Here is a 17,703-nt window from a genome sequence, read left to right as displayed (position 1 = left end):
TCGCGACAGCGCGTCATGAGCCGCCTCCGTCACGTCACCGTGCAGAGACTAGGGGGGAACTGTGAAGTTGGGGAGCTCTTCCGATAAATAGCTTGTTTCGGACCGGTCGGTTGCCTAGGGGGATCTTTCCGAACAGGTGCCCAATTCGGATATCTGGAACAGCTCGCTCCGGAAAGCGTTTCAGCCGCTCAGCGCCCTGCGCAGGCGGTCCGGATCGGTGGTCGGAGCATCACAGGTGAAGTTGCGGCAGACGTACGCGGTCGGTGCGCCGTCGACGAGAGGACGGTCAACAAGAAGCGGCAGCTCATCACTCCCAGGAGTACCCACGGCCACGACCGCCCCGGGAGCGGTGCCCAGAAGCGCCGTACGGTGCAGGGCCCTTGTCGCCGGATCGTCCGCGGCCGGACCGACGACCGCGACCTCACGCGGACCGTCCAGAAGCGCCTCGGCGACGGCCAGCCCCCAGCCGGTGAAACGCGGCACACGCGGCCCGAGCGCCTTGACGACGCCCAACGCCCGCTCCGCCGCGGTGCGATGGCGTTCGGAACCGGTCTGCGCGGCGTACGACAGGAGGGCCCCGGCGGCGGCGGTCCAGCCGGATGGGGTGGCGTTGTCGGTGGGGTCCTGGGGACGGCGGATGAGCTTCTCGGCGTCGGCGGCGGTGTCGTAGAGCGCCCCGGTCTCGTCGGCGAACTGCGCGAGCACATGGTCGAGCAGGAATCCGGCGAACTCCAGCCAGACACCCTCGCCGGTGACGGACGCGAGCGCGAGGAAGCCCTCGGCGACATCCGCGTAGTCCTCCAGCACGCCGGCGTTGGCGCCGATCCCGCCGTCCTTCGACGTACGCGCCAGACGGGCGTGCTCGTCCATGTGCAGCCGGACCAGCAGGTCGGCGGCGCCGATCGCGGCGTCCAGGAGATCGGGGCGGTCGAAGTACGCGCCGGTCTCGGCGAGGGCGGCGACGGCGAGGCCGTTCCAGGCCGCCACCACCTTGTCGTCGCGGCCGGGGGCAGGGCGTTCCGCTCGCCTCTCCAGGAGGCGGCGCCTGATCGACTCGATCCTCTGCGCGTCGAACACCCCCTCCTGTTGTGGGAGTTGGAGGACCGAACTGCCTTGTTCGAAGGTGCCTTCCTCGGTGACACCGAAGTACTGGGCGGCGTATTCGGCGTCCTCGGGGCCGAGGACCTCGGCGAGCTGTTCGGGCGTCCACACGTAGTACGCGCCCTCGACGTGCTCGCCGGTGCCGTCGTCGCTGTCGGCGTCGAGGGCGGAGGCGAACCCGCCCTCGCTCGTGCGCAGTTCGCGCACCAGGAAGTCGGCCGTCTCCAGCGCGACGCGACGGGCGAGCTCGGAGCCGGTGGCCCGCCACAGGTGGGCGTACACCCGGCACAGCAGGGCGTTGTCGTACAGCATCTTCTCGAAGTGCGGGACGACCCAGTCGCGGTCCACGGAGTAGCGGGCGAAGCCGCCGCCGAGCTGGTCGTAGATGCCGCCGCGCGCCATGCGCTCGCAGGTGTCCTGTGCCATCTGGAGGGCGCCCTCGGAGCCGGTGCGGGCGTGGTGGCGCAGCAGGAACTCGATGACCATGGACGGCGGGAACTTGGGGGCGGCGCCGAAGCCGCCGCGCTGCGGGTCGTACTCACGGGTGAGGCCGAGCAGTGCCTGGGCCAGCTCCTCCTCGCCGGGGGTGCGGGTGCCGCCGTAGGTGATCTCGCGGTGGGCGAGGTCGCGGACGATCTTCCCGGCGACCTCGGTGACCTCCTCCCGGCGGTCGGCCCAGGCCTGGTGGACGCCTTGGAGGACCTGACGGAAGGAGGGCATGCCGTGGCGGGGGATGGGCGGGAAGTAGGTGCCGAAGTAGAAGGGCTCGGCGTCGGGGGTGAGGAACACCGTCATGGGCCAGCCGCCCTGACCGGTGGCGGCCTGGACCGCCTCCATGTAGACGGCGTCGACGTCGGGCCGCTCCTCGCGGTCGACCTTGACGCTGACGAAGTGCTCGTTGAGATAGGCCGCGGTCGCCTGGTCCTCGAAGGACTCGTGGGCCATGACGTGGCACCAGTGGCAGCTGCTGTAGCCGACGCTCAGCAGGACGGGCACGTTCCGCCGGCGCGCCTCGTCGAAGGCCTCGGCCGACCAGGGCCACCAGTCGACGGGGTTGTCGGCATGCTGGAGCAGGTACGGGGACGTCTCATGGGCCAGTCGGTTCACTCCCCCACTCTCCCACGGGGACGGGGCGGGCACCTTCGGGCGGCCCGAGGCTCGCGCGGGCCGGTCTACGGGGACGCGGAGCGGCCTGCGGCCTTGCGAGTTCGGGCCTGGGACGGACTTCCGGGGAGGGACCGGGCGACCTCCTCGGCGGGCTCCTCGCGGGGCGCGTCCGGGACGGCGTAGAACCGCAGACTGACGGGGCGGGCGCCTTCGGGTGCGTCCTCGCGCGCATGGCCGTGACGGTCGAGGAGCGCCTGGTACTCGCGTACGAAGTCCAGCAGTTCCTCCCGGGTCATCCAGGCACCGGCCCGCATGACCTGGGCCCAGCCCTCGGGGCCCCGGTACTCCCTGTGGGCACGGCGGAAGAGGTCGGCGTCCACGTCGATCTTCAGGAGGGCGAGGTGCTCCGCGGCCGCGAACTCCTGGGGGGCCATCGCGGCCGGGTCGGGGGTGGTGTGACGGAAGGGCAGGGCGCGCCACCAGCGCTCGCGGCCACCGGACTTCTCGGGGATCTCCTCGATGAGACGCTGCTCGGCGAGCTTGCGCAGGTGGTAGCTGGTCGTCCCGGAGCTCTCGCCGAGCACCTTGGCGAGCACCGTCGAGTTCGCCTCCGCATGGGTGCCCAGGTACTCCAGGATGCGGCGGCGCAACGGGTTGCCGAGGGATTTGTAGAGCGCGGTGCGCTCCAGGCTGGTCGGTTCGGGCTCCGTCATGGCACCACCGTACCGCCGACTTCGCTCTGCAGAGTGAGTTCTGCAGAACTCTCTTTGCAGAACTTCCTCTGCGGTCTAGGGTGGGCGCATGCGGACGATCGAGACCTACGACCGGTCGGGCGCCGCCGTCGCGCGGCGCTGGACCCTGGTGGTGCTGGGCGCGGCGGCCATGGGCCTCGTGCCCTGGATGGTGCTGCTGGCCCAGACGCTCCCGGGCAGCCCGAAGGTGCGGAACTGGCAGGTGGCGTGGGTGGGGCTGGACGTCCTGCTGGCGGCCGGCTGCGCGGCCACGGCCCTGCTCGGCCTGCGCGGCCATGTCTCCGCGCGGCTCACGGCATCGGCGACCGCCGCGGTGGCGGTCCTGGACGCCTGGTTCGACATAACCACCTCCCTGCCGGGCAGTGACCTCGCCCGGGCCTATGCCTGTGCGGTGGCGGAGGGGGTGCTGGCGGGGGCCTGTCTGTTCCTGGCCGTGTCGAGGAGGACGGGGATCACGGGGTGCGGGTGAGGTGACCGGTGGGTGGGCCTTCGTGCCCGGCCCGCCTCCCTCATGCGGCGGGCCTGTCCCGACGGCGACCTCGAACCGGCGGCGCCGCGCCCTTGAGGAAACCCGCGACGATCGGCTCGCTCGCGTCGAGTCCGACGCCGCCCCTGCACGCCGAACGTCCCCGCCACGCAAGAGAGATCGCCGCCCACCGGTGACGCTCTCGCGCTCACGTGCCACTCGAAGGACACTGTGGAGCAACGAAGTTGACGCCGGAGGGGGACGTGACATGCGGGACGGCCATCGGGCGGAAGCCGAGCGGCTGTTGGCACGGGCCGTGGAGGAGGAGGTGCGCCGCTCCGGCGGCCGCACCGACGGGACAGTGCTGCTGTCACGGGCGCGCGCCGCGCTCGACGCCATGGCACAGACGGCCACGGAGGAGTACGAGGCGTACACACGCGCCCTGGACGAGGGGCAGGCCGGCCGACTGACCTTCGGCCAGCGGTATGCGAAGGAGGGCGCAGGAACAGCCTTGATGGTGGCGGCCGTTGCCGCGGTCGCGGCCTGCGTGGCGGACCTCGTGCTGGGCACGGACGGCGGGACGGCACTCGGCACGGCGGTCACCGTCGGGGCCGTGGGCGCCGCGGCCACGGTGGTGAAGGTGACCGCGTCCCATCTTCCGGCGGCCAGCCGGCGGGCCGGCGCGCTCGGCCAGCCCGGCGGTCCCGAGCAGCTGCGGCTGCAGTGGCTGACCGCCCTGGAGGTGCGCGGTATCCGGCCCTTCCTCGACCAGCAGCGGGTGATCGTCGCGTCCACGACGCCCAAGAAGAGCGCGCCCAAGCTGCGCGGCAGCGACAAGAGCGCCGCGGCCCGCAGGCGCACGGTGCTTGAGCAGTCCTTCGGTCAGCTCCCTGAGCCCGTCGGGCCGTTCGCGGGCCGACGGCAGGAGCTGGCGCGGATCCGGCAATGGGTCCAGGCGGCCCGCGCGAGTACGCAGACCAAGCCATCGGTGGTCGTCCTGCACGGCACCCCGGGCTCGGGCCGCACGACGCTCGCGATCCGCGCCGCGCACGACCTCAGGGACCACTTCCGCGGCGCCTGCGTCGTGGACCTGCGCGGCGACAGCCCCGAGGAGCCCCCGCTGTCCACCCGTGACGCCCTGCTCCATCTGCTCAACCGCCTCGGCGCACCCCGCGAGCAGCTCCTGTTCCGCGAACGCTCCGCACCCGACCAGCAGGTCAAGCGGCTGAGCGAGCTCTACCACCAGCATCTGACGGGTCTTCCGGTCACCATCGTCCTCGACGACGCCTCGGACCCCGAACAGGTCCGCACCCTCGTACCGGAGCGCTCCGAGAGCCTGGTGATCGTCACCGCGCGGGCGCCCCTCGACCTGCCGTCGGACCTGCCGGCCCGGGTGCACCAGCTCCCGGTCGAGGCACTGGACGCGGCGGGCGCGGAGGAACTGCTGACCGCGGCGGCCCAGGACAGCTCGGGGCCGTACGACGCCGAGGCCGCCGACCGCACCAGGGAGCTGTGCGGCGGCCTGCCGCTCGCCCTGCGCATCGCGGGCTCGTCCCTCGGTCCCCGGACGCCCCGTCAACTGGCCACGGACCTCGGCGCCTACGGCCCGGTGGAGCCGGTGGAGCGCGCCCTGTGGCTGCGCTACACGGACCAGCCGGAGACGGCCAGGCGCCTGCTGCGGCGGCTCGCGCTGGCGGGCCGGGCGTCGCTGGGCGCCGCCGCGGCGGCGGCCCTGCTGGCCACGGACGAGCAGGAGGCGACACGGCATCTGCAGACGCTGTCCCGCGCGGGCCTGATCGACCATGTGCGCGGCAGCCGCTACCGCCTGCACGACCTGGTACGGGCCTTCGCCCAGGCCCGGCTGCTGGACGAGGAGGAGCCGGCCGAGCGCACGGCCGCACAGGAACGCCTGATCGTGAACTACGCGGAGCTCGCGGACTCGGTGCTGCGCCTGGTGGACGGCAACATGTCGACCCGCTCGGACCGCTTCGGCCCGCACGGCTTCACCTCGCTGGACGCCGCGCTGCGCTGGCTGGACGACGAGTCGAGCTTCATCACCGCGACCCTGCGGCACACGGAGGGCGTCGACCAGGCGGCGGTACTCAACCTCCTCGGCGCCCTGTGCGACTACTGCCTGCTGCGCGGCGACCTGTACCGGCTGGGTGAGATCAGCGAGCTGACGCAGGCCGTCGACCAGGGCCTGCTGGTGCGCTCGGTGCAGTGGCGTACGGGCATCGCGGCCCGTCAGCTGGGCGAACTGGACAAGGCGCGCACGACGCTGGCCTCGGTGGTGGACCTCTACTTCGAGGCACACCACGACGCGGGCGCGGCCAGGGCGCTGTGCTCGCTCGGCATCACCCTCCACCACCAGGGCAACCTCACCGAGGCGGCGGGCAGGCTCCAGGAGGCGATGGACCTGCAGGCCTCCCCCGAGCTGGCCGCGGACCGCGCGTGGACGATGCACGCGCTGGCGGCGGTGGAGCGCGACCGGGCCCGGCTGGCCCAGGCACTGGACCTGCTCACCCGTGCCCTCGTGCTGCACCGGGAGAACGAGTCGGTGCACGGCGAGGCCTGGGCCCACTTCCAGCTGGGCCAACTGGCCCTGCGCATGGGGGACGTACCGCGCGCGGAGAGCGAGCTGAACACGGCGCTGGATCTGTACACCCGCACCCGTGACGCACGCGGCGAGGCCTGGGCCCTGACCCAGCTGGCCCGGGCCCGGCTGGTCGCCGGCGACGCGTCCGCGGCGGCCGACGCCCTGCGCCGGGCGGCCGCCCGCCACCGGGAGAACGAGGACGCGCGCGGCGAGGCCTGGACGGTCTACTACCTGGGCCAGGGCCTGGAGGAGACGGGCGACCTGGACCAGGCGGTCCGCGAACTGGAACGCTCGCGCACGATGTTCTCGCGGATGCGCGACGTCTACGGCCTGGCCTGCGCCCGCCACCACTCGGCGCGGGTGACCCGGGACCAGCGCGCGGCCCAGACGGGATCTCTGCGGAACTCGGGCTTCGCCCGGCAGCTGCTGGTGGACGCGAAGGCGGACTTCCAGCGCATCGGCGTCGCCCACGGCGAGGCATGGACGTGTCTGGAACTGGCGGTGGTGGACGCCGGCAACGCCCGCACCCAGCAGGCGCTGGCCCTGTGCGACGAGGCGGTGGGCCTGTTCACCTCGTACGGCGACCGCAGGGGCGAGGACTGGGCCCGCTTCCTGCGCTGCACCCTCCTTCCCTACGCCTCCCCGGGAGGCACGGAGGTGGGCACGGCCGTTGCCCAGGAGGAACTGGCCCAGCTGTCCCGCACCGGCCACCCGATGCGGGACGAGAAGCTGGACGACTACGTGGGGGCCTACCAGCTGGCGTTGGAGCGCGGGGTGAGCCTGGAGGACGGCTGGCAGGCTTGGCGCCTGGGAATGGTGCCGGGCCGGCACGCACGCGAGGTCATGGGGGTGGCGGTCGGGGCCCAGAGCTGAGGGGCCGCGGCCAGGACCGGCCGCGTCGTGCGCCACCTGTCCGCGGCCATGGCGGGCAACGGCGACGGCGCGGCCCGGTGCCGAACCGCCCGATCCCGGTTCACGGCACCGCAGGCCGACCGCTCATTGCGAACAGGGGATGCTCAGCCCCGCTGGGCCTTGGGCGCCCCCTCGGGCGTGCCCGCACCCTTCTTCCCGGTCTCCGCGGCGGAGGCGTCGGGCTCCTCGAAGTCCACCTTGCCCATGTGCTTGTTCATGGACTTCATCAGGCCCCACACCGCCAGTGCCATCACCGCGAAGACGATGAAGCCGAGGACGCCGGGGGTGACCTTGTTCTGGTCGACCTCGGCGAGGGGGACCAGATGTGTCATCGCCAGGCTCACGCTTGCGCTCATGTCAGGCATTGTCCCTCAGGGCTAGCGGATGCCGGCAAAGAGGTCGTCCTCCGGGAGGGAGGTGTCCACGAGCGACTTCGCCAGCTCGTACTCCTCCGTCGGCCAGACCTCCTTCTGGAGCTCCATCGGGACACGGAACCAGCCGCCGTCGGGGTCGATCTGCGTGGCGTGCGCGATCAGCGCCTTGTCACGGACCTCGAAGAAGTCCGCGCAGGGGATATGGGTGGTCAGCGTGCGCTCGGCCCGCTGGAACTCGTCCCACCGCTTCAGCCAGTCCCCGTACGGCGACTCCAGCCCGCGATCGAGCATCGCCTTGTGCAGCGCCTCGGTGCGCGGCCGGTTGAAGCCCTGGTTGTAGTACAGCTTCAGCGGCTCCCACGCCGGGCCGAACTCCGCCTCCGGGTACTTCTCGGTGTCCGACGCACCCTCGAACGCCACCATCGAGATCTTGTGGGTCATGATGTGGTCGGGGTGCGGGTAGCCGCCGTTCTCGTCGTACGTGGTGATCACCTGCGGCCGGAACGCACGGATCTTGCGGACGAGCTCCCCCGCCGCCTTGTCGACGTCCTCCAGGGCGAAGCAGCCCTCGGGCAGCGGCGGCAGCGGATCGCCCTCCGGCAGACCGGAGTCGACGAAGCCGAGCCACTCCTGCTTGACGCCGAGGATCTCCCGGGCCTCGTCCATCTCCTTCTTGCGGACCTCGTGGATGTGCTCCTCGATGTACTTGTCGCTCTGGAGCTTGGGGTTGAGGATGGAGCCGCGTTCACCGCCCGTGCAGGTCACCACCAGCACGTCCACCCCCTCGGACACGTACTTCGCCATGGTGGCCGCGCCCTTGCTCGACTCGTCGTCGGGGTGCGCGTGCACAGCCATCAGTCGCAGTTGGTCAGTCAAGACTCGATCCTCAGTAGGTCGGCAAGTCGGCGCCCGTGTGATGCGGGCCTTCGGGCGGCTTCTATAGTGACCGAATCGGGGGGCGAAAAATTCCGGGTCCGGTCTCCGGGCGCCCCATCCGGGACATCCGTCCCGGCCCTGCCGAGAGGACGATCATGAGTACGGCGAGCACCCGGCTGCCCGAGGGCCGCTACGGCCGCTCAGCGGACGAGCACGCCGACCGCACACTCAAGATCGTCGGCACTGTGCTGGGTGCGGTCCTGCTGGTCGTCATCGGCTGGTTCGCGTACCACTACGTGGCGCAGAGCAAGATAAGCGGCGAGGTCATCACCTTCGACACCTCGCATGACGCGGTCAAGATCCATCTTGAGGTGCGCAAGGACGCGGACACCTCCGGTTACTGCACCGTGCGCTCCCAGGCGGCGGACGGCACCGAGGTGGGCCGCGCGGACTTCCGGTTCGGCGGACACGCCACACGCATCGACCAGGTCCTCACACTGCGGACGACCTCCCCGGGCACCACCGCCGAGCTGCTCGGCTGTCACGCGGACTGACGCCACTCCTGTCACACACCCCCTGACCTGCGTTGACGTAATTCTGATGGCTTATGTCCTCCCCTTTGGGCCGTTGAATTGTTAGGCTCGTGGTTTCGCCCACCCGTGAAGGAACATTCTTCTGGGTAGGGCGATGCTTTGTATTCCCAGTACCGACGAGGAGCACCTGTGACCCAGACCAGCGAGAACGTCACCTGGCTGACCCAGGAGGCGTACAACCAGCTCAAGGCCGAGCTGGAGTACCTTTCTGGTCCTGCGCGCACGGAGATCGCCGCCAAGATCGCCGCCGCGCGCGAGGAGGGCGACCTGCGTGAGAACGGCGGGTACCACGCTGCCAAGGAGGAGCAGGGCAAGCAGGAGCTCCGTGTGCGCCAGCTGACCCAGCTCCTGGAGAACGCCAAGGTCGGCGAGGCTCCGGCGGCCGATGGTGCGGTGGCGCCCGGCATGGTCGTCACCATCGCCTTCGACGGTGACGAGGACGACACTCTGACCTTCCTGCTCGCCTCCCGCGAGTACGCGAGCTCCGACATCGAGACCTACTCGCCGCAGTCCCCGCTCGGCATGGGCGTCAACGGCAAGAAGGTCGGCGAGGACGCCGAGTACGAGCTGCCGAACGGCAAGAAGGCCACCGTGAGGATCCTCAAGGCCGAGCCCTACCAGGGCTGAGCCCCCAGGACACCTTCGACAGGCCCCCGGCGCCCCAGGGCCCGGGGGCCTCGTCATGCCCAGGTCATTTTCGCCGCCCCGCCACGGCAACGCCCCGGCCTCAGTCGATGACGGTGTAACCCGCCTCCCGCAGCGCGCTGCCGACCTCCGCGCAGTGCTCCGGGCCCTTGGTCTCCAGATGGAGTTCGACCTCCGCCTCCGTGAGCCCGAGGCGCGGGTCGGTGCGTACATGGCTGACGTCGAGGACGTTGGCGTCGACCGTCGACAGGACGCCGAGAAGCGTCGCAAGGGCGCCCGGGCGGTCGGTCAGCCGCAGCCGCACGGCGAGGTAGCGGCCCTGCGCGGCCATGCCGTGCCGCAGGATGCGCTGCAGCAGCAGCGGGTCGACGTTGCCCCCGGACAGCACCGCGACCACCGGGCCCTCGAAGGCGTCCGGTTCGCTCAGCAGCGCCGCCACGGGGCTCGCGCCGGCCGGCTCGACGACCAGCTTGGCCCGCTCCAGGCAGAGCAGCACCGCGGCCGACAGCGCGTCCTCGGACACCGTACGGACCTCGTCGACCAGGTCGCGGACGATCCGGAACGGCACCTCGCCGGGCCGCCCCACCTTGATGCCGTCGGCCATGGTGGCCGACGTCCGGACCGCCACCGGGCGCCCGGCCGCCAGCGAGGGCGGATACGCGGCCGCGCCCTCCGCCTGCACACCCACCACCCGCACATCCGGCCGCACGGCCTTCACCGCGGTGGCGATGCCCGCGGCCAGCCCGCCGCCGCCGATGCCGACGACGATCGTGCGCGCCTCGGGGCACTGCTCCAGGATCTCCAGACCGACCGTGCCCTGCCCCGCGATGATGTCCGGGTGGTCGAACGGGTGGATGAAGACCGCACCCGTCCCGGCCGCGTACTCCTGAGCGGCGGCCAGCGTCTCGTCCACCACCTGGCCGTGCAGCCGTACCTCGGCGCCGTACTCGCGGGTCGCGCTGATCTTCGGCAGCGGGGCGCCCTTCGGCATGAAGACCGTGGAGTGCACACCGAGCAGCGCGGACGCCAGGGCGACGCCCTGCGCGTGGTTGCCCGCGCTCGCGGCGACGACACCCGCGGCGCGCTCCTCGGGCAGCAGGCCCGCGATACGCACATACGCGCCCCGCAACTTGAAGGACCCGGTCCGCTGCAGGTTCTCGCACTTGAGGTGCACCGGCGCGCCGACCAGCTGGGACAGATGCCTGCTGCCCTCCAGGGCGGTCACCCGCGCAATGCCCGAGAGCATCTTCTGGGCGCCGCGTACGTCGTCCGGCGTCACCGTCGGCAAGGAGTCGGCCGTGCTGTAGCTCATGACCCCCAGTCTCGCAGTTCACGCCCGTCCACAGCGGGTGTGACCAAGGGCCGGGACCGGGTTTGCGCAGCGCCGGTACACCCCGCGCCCCGGCCGCGTACCCTGTCCCCCAACCCAGCCCCCACGCATGAAGTGAGCCCCCGGCCATGCCCACACCTGAAATCTCGATGGACATGACGACCGTCGGTGACACCGGTCTTCTGGACACGCTGCAGCACGAGGTCGCGGTGTTCGCGCGCCGTGCCGAACAGACGCGGCTCGGCGGGGTGGGGCAGGTGCGCAACTCCATGGACCGCGCCGCGTACCTGCTGCTGAACCGCCTCGACAACGAGGGCCCGATGGGCGTCAAGGCGCTCGCCGCGAGCATGGGGATCGACTCGTCGACGGTCACCCGGCAGGTGGCCCCGCTGGTCGACACCGGCCTCGTCAAACGCACCTCGCACCCCGAGGACGGCCGCGCGGTGGTGCTCCAGCTCTCCCCGCGCGGGCTGTCCCGCCTGGAGGAGGTCCGCTCCTCCAGGCGACAGCTGATGGCCGAACTGACGCACGACTGGACGGCGGAGGAGCGCCAGTCGTTCTGCACCCTGCTCACACGCTTCAACGTCGCACTCTCCGCCCGGCAGGCCGCACAGGGGCCCCCGGTGGCGGAGTCCCAGCCGACATCCTGATCCCCCGGAGCGGCTCGTACGTCCGCACGCCGACACACGGGCGTCCGGGTCCTCCCGGCTCTTGACCCGGACCGCACGACGGTCTCATATGAGACCGGGTCCCCGTCGTACGCGGTCCACCGTGCCGTACCCGCCGTCCTGTGGGCAGGCGCGCAGGCTTCCCGTACGGGCGGGGTCCCGATTCCCCTCAGGGTCGCCCTCAGGCGGGAGGCGCGGTGCGAGAACGGCATGCGTCCAGGGCGCGCCGAGCCCGGGAGTTCGAGGAGTTCCTTGCGGGCGCGGCCGGCCGGCTGCTGCACGCCGCCACGCTGCTCACCGCGGAGGCCCCGGACGACAACCCCCGCGCGCGACGCCTGCTGACGCTCGCCCTCGCCCAGACGTACGCCTCCTGGGACCGGTTGCGCGGCGAGGACCCCTACGCCCGGGCACGCCAGCACCTGGCCATCCGCTTCGCGCGTGAGGCGTGGCACCGGTACGGGGCGCTCGGTCGGCACCGGCCGGACTCCGGCAGCGTGCTCGCCCGCCTGTCACCCCAGGAGCGGCTGATCCTCGTCCTGCGGATGTACGAGGGCGTGGCCGAGGAGCAGACGGCGGCCCTGCTGGGACTTCCCGCCGAACGGGTGCGCAGGATATGCGCGCGGGCCATGGCGACGCTGCTGCATCCGCCGCAGAAGCCGGTACCGCCGGTGCTGGGCGCGAAGGTGGCACCGTCGTGAGGGGGCCCTACCGCGGCGTGACCGACGCTCATCGGGAGCCGGGCCCGAGCGGAGGTGGCCGGTGAACCAGACCCAGCGGGAGGCGACCGTGCGGCGGCTGCTGGAGCGCACGCCACCGCCGGTGCCGCCCGACCTGCACGCGGAGGTGGTGCGGCGCGGCAGCCGCATGCTGCGCCGACGGACGGCGGCGCGTCGCCTGCTCTGGCTGGTGCTGCTCGCCGCGGCCCTCGCCTTCGTGGTCTGGGCGTCGGTCGCGCGCCCCTGGGCGGAGCCGCCGTCGACGACGACTCCGCCCGTCAGCAACTGGTGAGACCGCGCCTCAGCCCAGGGCCTGCTGCAGATCCGCCAGGAGGTCGTCGACGTTCTCGATGCCCACGGAGAGGCGGACGAGGTCGGCGGGGACCTCCAGGGCCGAGCCGGCCGCGGACGCGTGCGTCATGCGTCCCGGGTGCTCGATCAGGGACTCGACACCGCCGAGGGACTCGCCGAGGGTGAACACCTCCGCACGGTTGCAGACCTCGACGGCCGCCTCCTCGCCGCCCTCGACCTGGAAGGAGACCATGCCGCCGAACGCCTTCATCTGCTTCGCGGCGGTCTCGTGACCGGGGTGCTCCGGCAGGCCGGGGTACAGCACACGCGTCACGCGCGCGTGCCGGGTGAGCATCTCGGCGATCTTGGCGGCGTTCTGGCTGTGCCGGTCCATACGGACGGCGAGCGTCTTCGTGCCGCGCAGCACCAGCCAGGCGTCGAACGGGCCGGCGATCGCGCCCATCGCGTTCTGGTGGTAGGCCAGCTGCTCGCCCAACTCCTGGTCGTTCACGATCAGGGCACCGCCGACGACGTCGGAGTGGCCGCCCATGTACTTGGTCAGGGAGTGCACCACGACGTCCGCGCCCAGCGAGAGCGGCTGCTGCAGATAGGGGGTCGCGAACGTGTTGTCGACGACGAGCCTGGCGCCCGCGTCACGGGCGATCTGGGCGACGGCGGCGATGTCGGTGATGCCGAGCAGCGGGTTCGAGGGGGTCTCCACCCAGACGGCCTTGGTCCTGGGGGTGAGCGCGGCTCGTACCGCCGACGGATCGCTGGTGTCGGCGACCGACCAGTCCACGCCCCACCGCGAGACGACCTTGGCGAAGAGGCGGAACGTACCGCCGTACGCGTCGTTCGGGATGACCACGTGGTCGCCGGGGCTGAGCAGCGTACGCAACAGGCAGTCCTCGGCCGCCAGTCCGGACGCGAACGCGAGGCCGCGGCGGCCGCCCTCCAGGGCGGCGAGGTTCTCCTCCAGGGCGGTCCTGGTGGGGTTGGCGCTGCGGCTGTACTCATAGCCGCCGCGCAGACCGCCGACGCCGTCCTGCTTGTAGGTCGACACCTGGTAGATCGGCGGGACGACCGCGCCGGTGAGGGGGTCGGCGGTGTTCCCCGCGTGAATCGCGAGGGTCTCGAAGTGCTGACTGATATGCCTGTCGCTCATGGCAACCGAGGGTAGTGCGCCCGCGGCGGGGATGAGGGCGCGCGGGGCCCGCGGGTGCCGCGCGCGGGAGGAGGAGCGCCGCCCGGGCCCGAGCGGAGCGGGGAATGCGGCGACCGGTTTTCCACAGGCCCGGCAACAGGTTGGCCAAGTGTCGGACCGGTCTGGTTCGCTTGGGGCATGGTGATTCTTTGGGTCCTGATGGCGCTGGCCCTGTTCAGCATGGTCCTGCTGCCCGTCCTCATGCGCAGGCGCTCGGGCATCCAGCAGGTCGCGCCGGGCGACCCGGACGCCGCGGACCCGGCGAACTACGGCTTCGTGCGCCAGGAGCAGCTGGACGTCCGGATGCCCGGCCCCGACCAGGACCTGCTGGACGTCCTGGACGTCGTGCAGCGCTCGCAGGACTACCGCGCGGCGGCGCAGCTCCTGGCCGGCACGGACAAGGAGGGCGAGACGCGCTGGCAGCGCGTGCAGGCCTTCGCGGGCGCCGCGTCCCTGGAGCTGCAGCAGCGGCCCGGCGGGGTGAGCGAGACGCCGGGCGGTCAGTGGCTGCGGGTGTGGCGGGCCGAGGCCCCCAAGGACCCGGGCGGTGCGGCCGTGCACGCGGAGTTCCTGGTGCAGCAGGCATGGCGCACGTCGACACCGGGGACGGACGAATTCCGGATCATCATGGAGGAGGCGAAGGCGGCGTGCGCGGAGGCGGCGCTGCTGGCCCCCGGTGACCCCGTCCCGTACATCGTCGAGCTCTCGGTGGCCCGCGGGCTCGGCTACCCACAGCCGGAGTTCGAGCAGCTCTGGCTGAAGATCCTGGACCGCGCGCCGACCCATATGGGGGCGCACCTGGCGGCGCTGCACTACTGGTGCGAGAAGTGGCACGGCTCGCGGGAGCTCGCGTACTCCTTCGCGGAGTCGGCCGCGGCCCGGGCGCCCCAGGGCTCCCTGCTGGCCGCCATGCCCCTCTTCGCGGTCTTCGAGCACCTGCCCGAGGTGAACCTGGTCAGCAGCTTCTACCGGAGCGAGGTCGTGACGAAGGCGGTCCACGGAGCGCTCTTCGCGGTCCAGTCGGCCCGCCCGGACGACCCGATGCTGGCGCACGTCCGCCATCTCCTGGTGTTCTTCCTGGTCCGCGGCGAGCGCTGGACGGAGGCGATGGCCCAGCTGGTCCACATCGACGGCCATGTGGGCGCGCTGCCCTGGACGCTGGTCGCAGACCCGGCCGCGGACTACGCGCTCTTCCGCGCGCTGGCGGTGGCCGGTTACGAGGCGAACGGGGGAAGCCCGGCGACGCTGCCCCGCTGAGGACGACGGCGACGAGCACCGCCCGCTCCGCGACGGGCGGGCGCACCGCTCGGCAAGGCGGGCCCACGTACCGCACATGCACGACTGCGGACCGGGGCGCCCAAACCGGGCCCCGGTCCGGAATTCCCGGGGGAACGCGCACGTTGACGTACACGGACGCCACCCCACCCCTCGGCCCTGTGACCTTGTGGAGACCCCATGTTCCTGCACAGCCGTACACCCCAGCTGCCGACCCCCGAGCAGGCCCTGCGCGGGCGCCCCGAGCCTGCCTTCACGGTCCCCGAGCGGCACACGGTGCTCGGCACCCCGCTCCTCGGCCCCTACCCGGAGGGCCTGGAGATCGCCGACTTCGGCCTGGGCTGCTTCTGGGGCGCCGAGCGCAAGTTCTGGCAGCTGCCCGCGGGCATCCACACGACGCTGGTCGGCTACCAGGGCGGCTACACACAGAACCCGACCTACGAGGAGGTCTGCTCGGGCCTGACCGGCCACACGGAGGCGGTCCGCGTGGTCTACGACCCGAAGCAGATCTCGTACGAGCGCCTGCTCCAGGTCTTCTGGGAGGCGCACGACCCCACGCAGGGCTTCCGCCAGGGCAATGACGTCGGCACCCAGTACCGCTCGGCGATCTACACCCACTCCCCCGCCCAGGCCGCCGCGGCCAAGGCGTCCCGCGACGCCTACCAGAAGGTCCTCACGGACTCGCGATACGGCGCCATCACCACGGAACTGCTCCCCGCGGAGGGCCGCGAGTTCTACCCGGCGGAGGGCTACCACCAGCAGTACCTTTCGGACAGCAAAAACCCGGGCGGGTACTGCGGGCTGGGAGGGACCGGCGTCTCCTGCCCGATCGGCGTGGCGCCGGCCGAAGGATGAGCTCCGGCTTCGTTCCTGACGAACTCGCGAGACGCTGGCGGGAACGACGACCGTCGTCCCCGCCTCTCGCCCACCGGTTCCGGCGCGCCTACCCCGACTGCTGGGTGCGCTTCCACAGCCTTCCGGATTCAAAGCGCTACCCCGCGTCCGAGGACGAGTACGCGATCGTTCTGGACCGCCACAACACTCTGCTCGATGAGCTCTTCGCCGGCAGCGACGTGCTCGTCGTGACGATGGACTGGTCGGACACGCCCGCGAGTCTGGTCATTCCGCCCGAGCGACGCATCCTCCACCCGGACGCCGTGCGCTGGTGGACGGAGCCGGACCGTGACGATCCCGACCCCGCCTTCCACTCCTACTGGTATCTCTACGCCGACCGCCGCCCATGGCACCGCGAGGGCATAGACGCCCTGCTACGGGCCGTCGCTGACGAAGCCATCGCCGAGGTGTTCCTGACCGATGTCGGACTGCGCCGCCTCTACCACCCATACGACGGCGGCGCGGACGTCATCCTGCCGACTCCCGCCGAGCGCGACCGACTACGACACCGCCACTCGGACTGGCTCTCCCCCTATCCATCCGGTCTGTGAGCCCAGCCACCAGGGCCGCTAGATCTGGACGCCGCATGTCACAAGCGGCCGAGCACGAAGCCGGCGAGTCGGCAGTGGCTGTGTCGGCGAAGGCCGTGGATGACCAGCCGATCGACGAGCTGGTGAGCCGGGCTCAGGCAGAGGACCTGCAGCTGACCGGTCAGGGCGGACTGCTCCAGCAGTTGACGAAACGGCTGCTGGAGTCCGCTCTGGAGGGCGAGATCACCGATCACCTCGGCTATGACAAGCACGATCCGGCGGGCAAGGACGGCGGCAACTCCCGCAACGGCAAACGCTCCAAGACCGTGCTGACCGAGGTCGGGCCGGTGGAGGAAGCCGTGCCCCGTGACCGGGACGGCTCGTTCGAGCCGAAGATCGTCAAGAAGCGGCAGAAGCGCCTGACCGGCGTCGACGAGATGGTGATCTCGCTGGCCGCCGAAGGGCCTGACCACCGGTGAGGTACAGGCCCACCTTGCCGAGGTCTATGGCGCCGAGGTCTCCCGGCAGACCATCTCCGCCATCACCGACAAGGTCCTCGAGGGCATGGCCGAATGGCAAAGCCGCCCTCTGGACTCCGTCTATCCGGTGGTCTTCATCGACGCCATCCAGGTCAAGATCCGCGACGGTGCGGTTGCCAACCGGCCCATCTACGTGGCCCTGGCCGTCACTGTTGAGGGCCGGCGCGAGATTCTGGGCCTGTGGGCCGGCGACGGTGGTGAGGGCGCCAAGCACTGGTTGCACATCCTCACCGAGATCAAGAATCGCGGCGTGAGCGACGTGCTGATGCTGGTCTGCGACGGGCTCAAGGGTCTGCCCGAGGCGGTGGAGACGGTCTGGCCTCGCACCATTGTGCAGACCTGCGTGGTCCACCTGCTGCGGAACTCGTTCCGTTATGCCGCCCGCCAGGACTGGGACAAGATCGCCAGGCTCCTCAAGCCCGTCTACACCGCGCCGACCGAGGAAGCCGCCCTGGACCGGTTCGCCGAGTTCGCCGATGCCTGGGGAAGGAAGTATCCGGCGATCGTGAAGCTATGGGAGAGCGCGTGGGAGGAGTTCACTCCGTTCCTGCGGTTCGACACGGAGATCCGCCGCATCGTCTGCACCACCAACGCGATCGAGTCGGTCAACGCCCGGATCCGGCGAGCGGTCAAAGCCCGCGGACACTTCCCGAACGAGCAGGCCGCCTTGAAGTGCGTCTACATGGCCATCATGTCGCTCGACCCCACCGGCAAGGGCCAGGCCCGCTGGACCATGCGCTGGAAGACCGCGCTGAACGCCTTCGACATCACCTTCGACGGCCGGCTCTCAGTGGCCCGTCAGTAACCCAACCACCCTGTTTGCACCGGTCGTTT

At 71.3% G+C, this 17,703-nt stretch carries 16 protein-coding genes and 1 pseudogene; 11 read left to right on the top strand and 6 right to left on the bottom strand.

Annotation, left to right across the window (positions count from 1 at the left end; genetic code table 11):
- Positions 1-180: 180 nt before the first annotated feature.
- A complete protein-coding gene (locus ASC56_RS17005; RefSeq protein WP_055492282.1) occupies positions 181-2,208 on the bottom strand; it encodes a thioredoxin domain-containing protein in 2,028 nt (675 codons plus the stop codon).
- Between the two features lie 65 nt (positions 2,209-2,273).
- A complete protein-coding gene (locus ASC56_RS17000) occupies positions 2,274-2,921 on the bottom strand; it encodes a helix-turn-helix domain-containing protein (protein ID WP_055492281.1) in 648 nt (215 codons plus the stop codon).
- 88 nt (positions 2,922-3,009) lie between these two features.
- Here ASC56_RS17000 and ASC56_RS16995 point away from each other — a divergent pair, with 88 nt between their 5' ends.
- Positions 3,010-3,429, top strand: coding sequence for a hypothetical protein (locus ASC56_RS16995; RefSeq protein WP_055492280.1), 420 nt, complete (start codon positions 3,010-3,012; stop codon positions 3,427-3,429).
- A gap of 265 nt (positions 3,430-3,694) precedes the next feature.
- Entirely contained in the window at positions 3,695-6,895 is a 3,201-nt protein-coding gene (locus ASC56_RS16990) for a tetratricopeptide repeat protein (protein ID WP_055492279.1), read from the top strand.
- A 143-nt stretch (positions 6,896-7,038) separates the two neighbouring features.
- Here ASC56_RS16990 and ASC56_RS16985 read toward each other — a convergent pair whose 3' ends face one another.
- The gene (locus ASC56_RS16985) at positions 7,039-7,299 is read right to left on the bottom strand and encodes a hypothetical protein (RefSeq protein ID WP_055492278.1); all 261 of its coding nucleotides are present in this window, start codon (positions 7,297-7,299) and stop codon (positions 7,039-7,041) included.
- 12 nt (positions 7,300-7,311) lie between these two features.
- Positions 7,312-8,184, bottom strand: a complete 873-nt coding sequence (gene mca, locus ASC56_RS16980) for a mycothiol conjugate amidase Mca (RefSeq protein ID WP_055492277.1) — start codon at positions 8,182-8,184, stop codon at positions 7,312-7,314.
- 155 nt (positions 8,185-8,339) lie between these two features.
- Here mca and ASC56_RS16975 point away from each other — a divergent pair, with 155 nt between their 5' ends.
- Together ASC56_RS16975 and greA are read left to right on the top strand one after the other, a co-directional pair.
- Positions 8,340-8,738, top strand: coding sequence for a DUF4307 domain-containing protein (locus ASC56_RS16975; protein ID WP_055492276.1), 399 nt, complete (start codon positions 8,340-8,342; stop codon positions 8,736-8,738).
- A gap of 168 nt (positions 8,739-8,906) precedes the next feature.
- Positions 8,907-9,404, top strand: a complete 498-nt coding sequence (gene greA / locus ASC56_RS16970) for a transcription elongation factor GreA (RefSeq protein WP_055492275.1) — start codon at positions 8,907-8,909, stop codon at positions 9,402-9,404.
- A gap of 100 nt (positions 9,405-9,504) precedes the next feature.
- On the opposite strand, the gene ilvA is transcribed toward greA, so the two are convergent.
- On the bottom strand, positions 9,505-10,734 hold the full coding sequence (gene ilvA, locus ASC56_RS16965) for a threonine ammonia-lyase (RefSeq protein ID WP_055492274.1): 1,230 nt from the start codon (positions 10,732-10,734) through the stop codon (positions 9,505-9,507).
- 146 nt (positions 10,735-10,880) lie between these two features.
- Here ilvA and ASC56_RS16960 point away from each other — a divergent pair, with 146 nt between their 5' ends.
- The 3 genes from ASC56_RS16960 (at position 10,881) to ASC56_RS16950 (ending at position 12,428) form a co-directional block, all read left to right on the top strand.
- Entirely contained in the window at positions 10,881-11,402 is a 522-nt protein-coding gene (locus ASC56_RS16960; protein ID WP_199836013.1) for a MarR family winged helix-turn-helix transcriptional regulator, read from the top strand.
- Between the two features lie 215 nt (positions 11,403-11,617).
- On the top strand, positions 11,618-12,118 hold the full coding sequence (locus tag ASC56_RS16955; RefSeq protein WP_055492272.1) for a sigma factor-like helix-turn-helix DNA-binding protein: 501 nt from the start codon (positions 11,618-11,620) through the stop codon (positions 12,116-12,118).
- Positions 12,119-12,179: 61 nt separating this feature from the next.
- Positions 12,180-12,428, top strand: coding sequence for a hypothetical protein (locus tag ASC56_RS16950; RefSeq protein WP_055492271.1), 249 nt, complete (start codon positions 12,180-12,182; stop codon positions 12,426-12,428).
- Between the two features lie 9 nt (positions 12,429-12,437).
- On the opposite strand, the gene ASC56_RS16945 is transcribed toward ASC56_RS16950, so the two are convergent.
- Positions 12,438-13,592 (bottom strand): cystathionine gamma-synthase, encoded by a 1,155-nt coding sequence (locus tag ASC56_RS16945; RefSeq protein ID WP_055492270.1) that lies wholly within the window; start codon positions 13,590-13,592, stop codon positions 12,438-12,440.
- 177 nt (positions 13,593-13,769) lie between these two features.
- Between ASC56_RS16945 and ASC56_RS16940 the strand changes: the two genes are divergently transcribed.
- The 4 genes and pseudogenes from ASC56_RS16940 (at position 13,770) to ASC56_RS16925 (ending at position 17,674) form a co-directional block, all read left to right on the top strand.
- Positions 13,770-14,888 (top strand): hypothetical protein, encoded by a 1,119-nt coding sequence (locus ASC56_RS16940; RefSeq protein WP_055492269.1) that lies wholly within the window; start codon positions 13,770-13,772, stop codon positions 14,886-14,888.
- A gap of 198 nt (positions 14,889-15,086) precedes the next feature.
- Positions 15,087-15,761 carry a peptide-methionine (S)-S-oxide reductase MsrA gene (gene msrA, locus ASC56_RS16935; RefSeq protein ID WP_055492268.1) on the top strand — a complete coding sequence of 225 codons (675 nt, stop codon included), beginning with the start codon at positions 15,087-15,089 and terminating at the stop codon, positions 15,759-15,761.
- On the top strand, positions 15,758-16,351 hold the full coding sequence (locus tag ASC56_RS16930) for a hypothetical protein (protein WP_234376979.1): 594 nt from the start codon (positions 15,758-15,760) through the stop codon (positions 16,349-16,351). Before msrA ends, ASC56_RS16930 begins: the two co-directional genes overlap by 4 nt.
- A 35-nt stretch (positions 16,352-16,386) precedes the next feature.
- Positions 16,387-17,674: pseudogene (locus ASC56_RS16925) on the top strand (IS256 family transposase).
- The last annotated feature ends 29 nt before the right edge of the window (positions 17,675-17,703 follow it).

The organism is Streptomyces sp. TP-A0356 (genome assembly GCF_001417775.1).
GTDB lineage: Bacteria > Actinomycetota > Actinomycetes > Streptomycetales > Streptomycetaceae > Streptomyces.
This window is presented reverse-complemented; position numbering and strand designations above follow the sequence as displayed.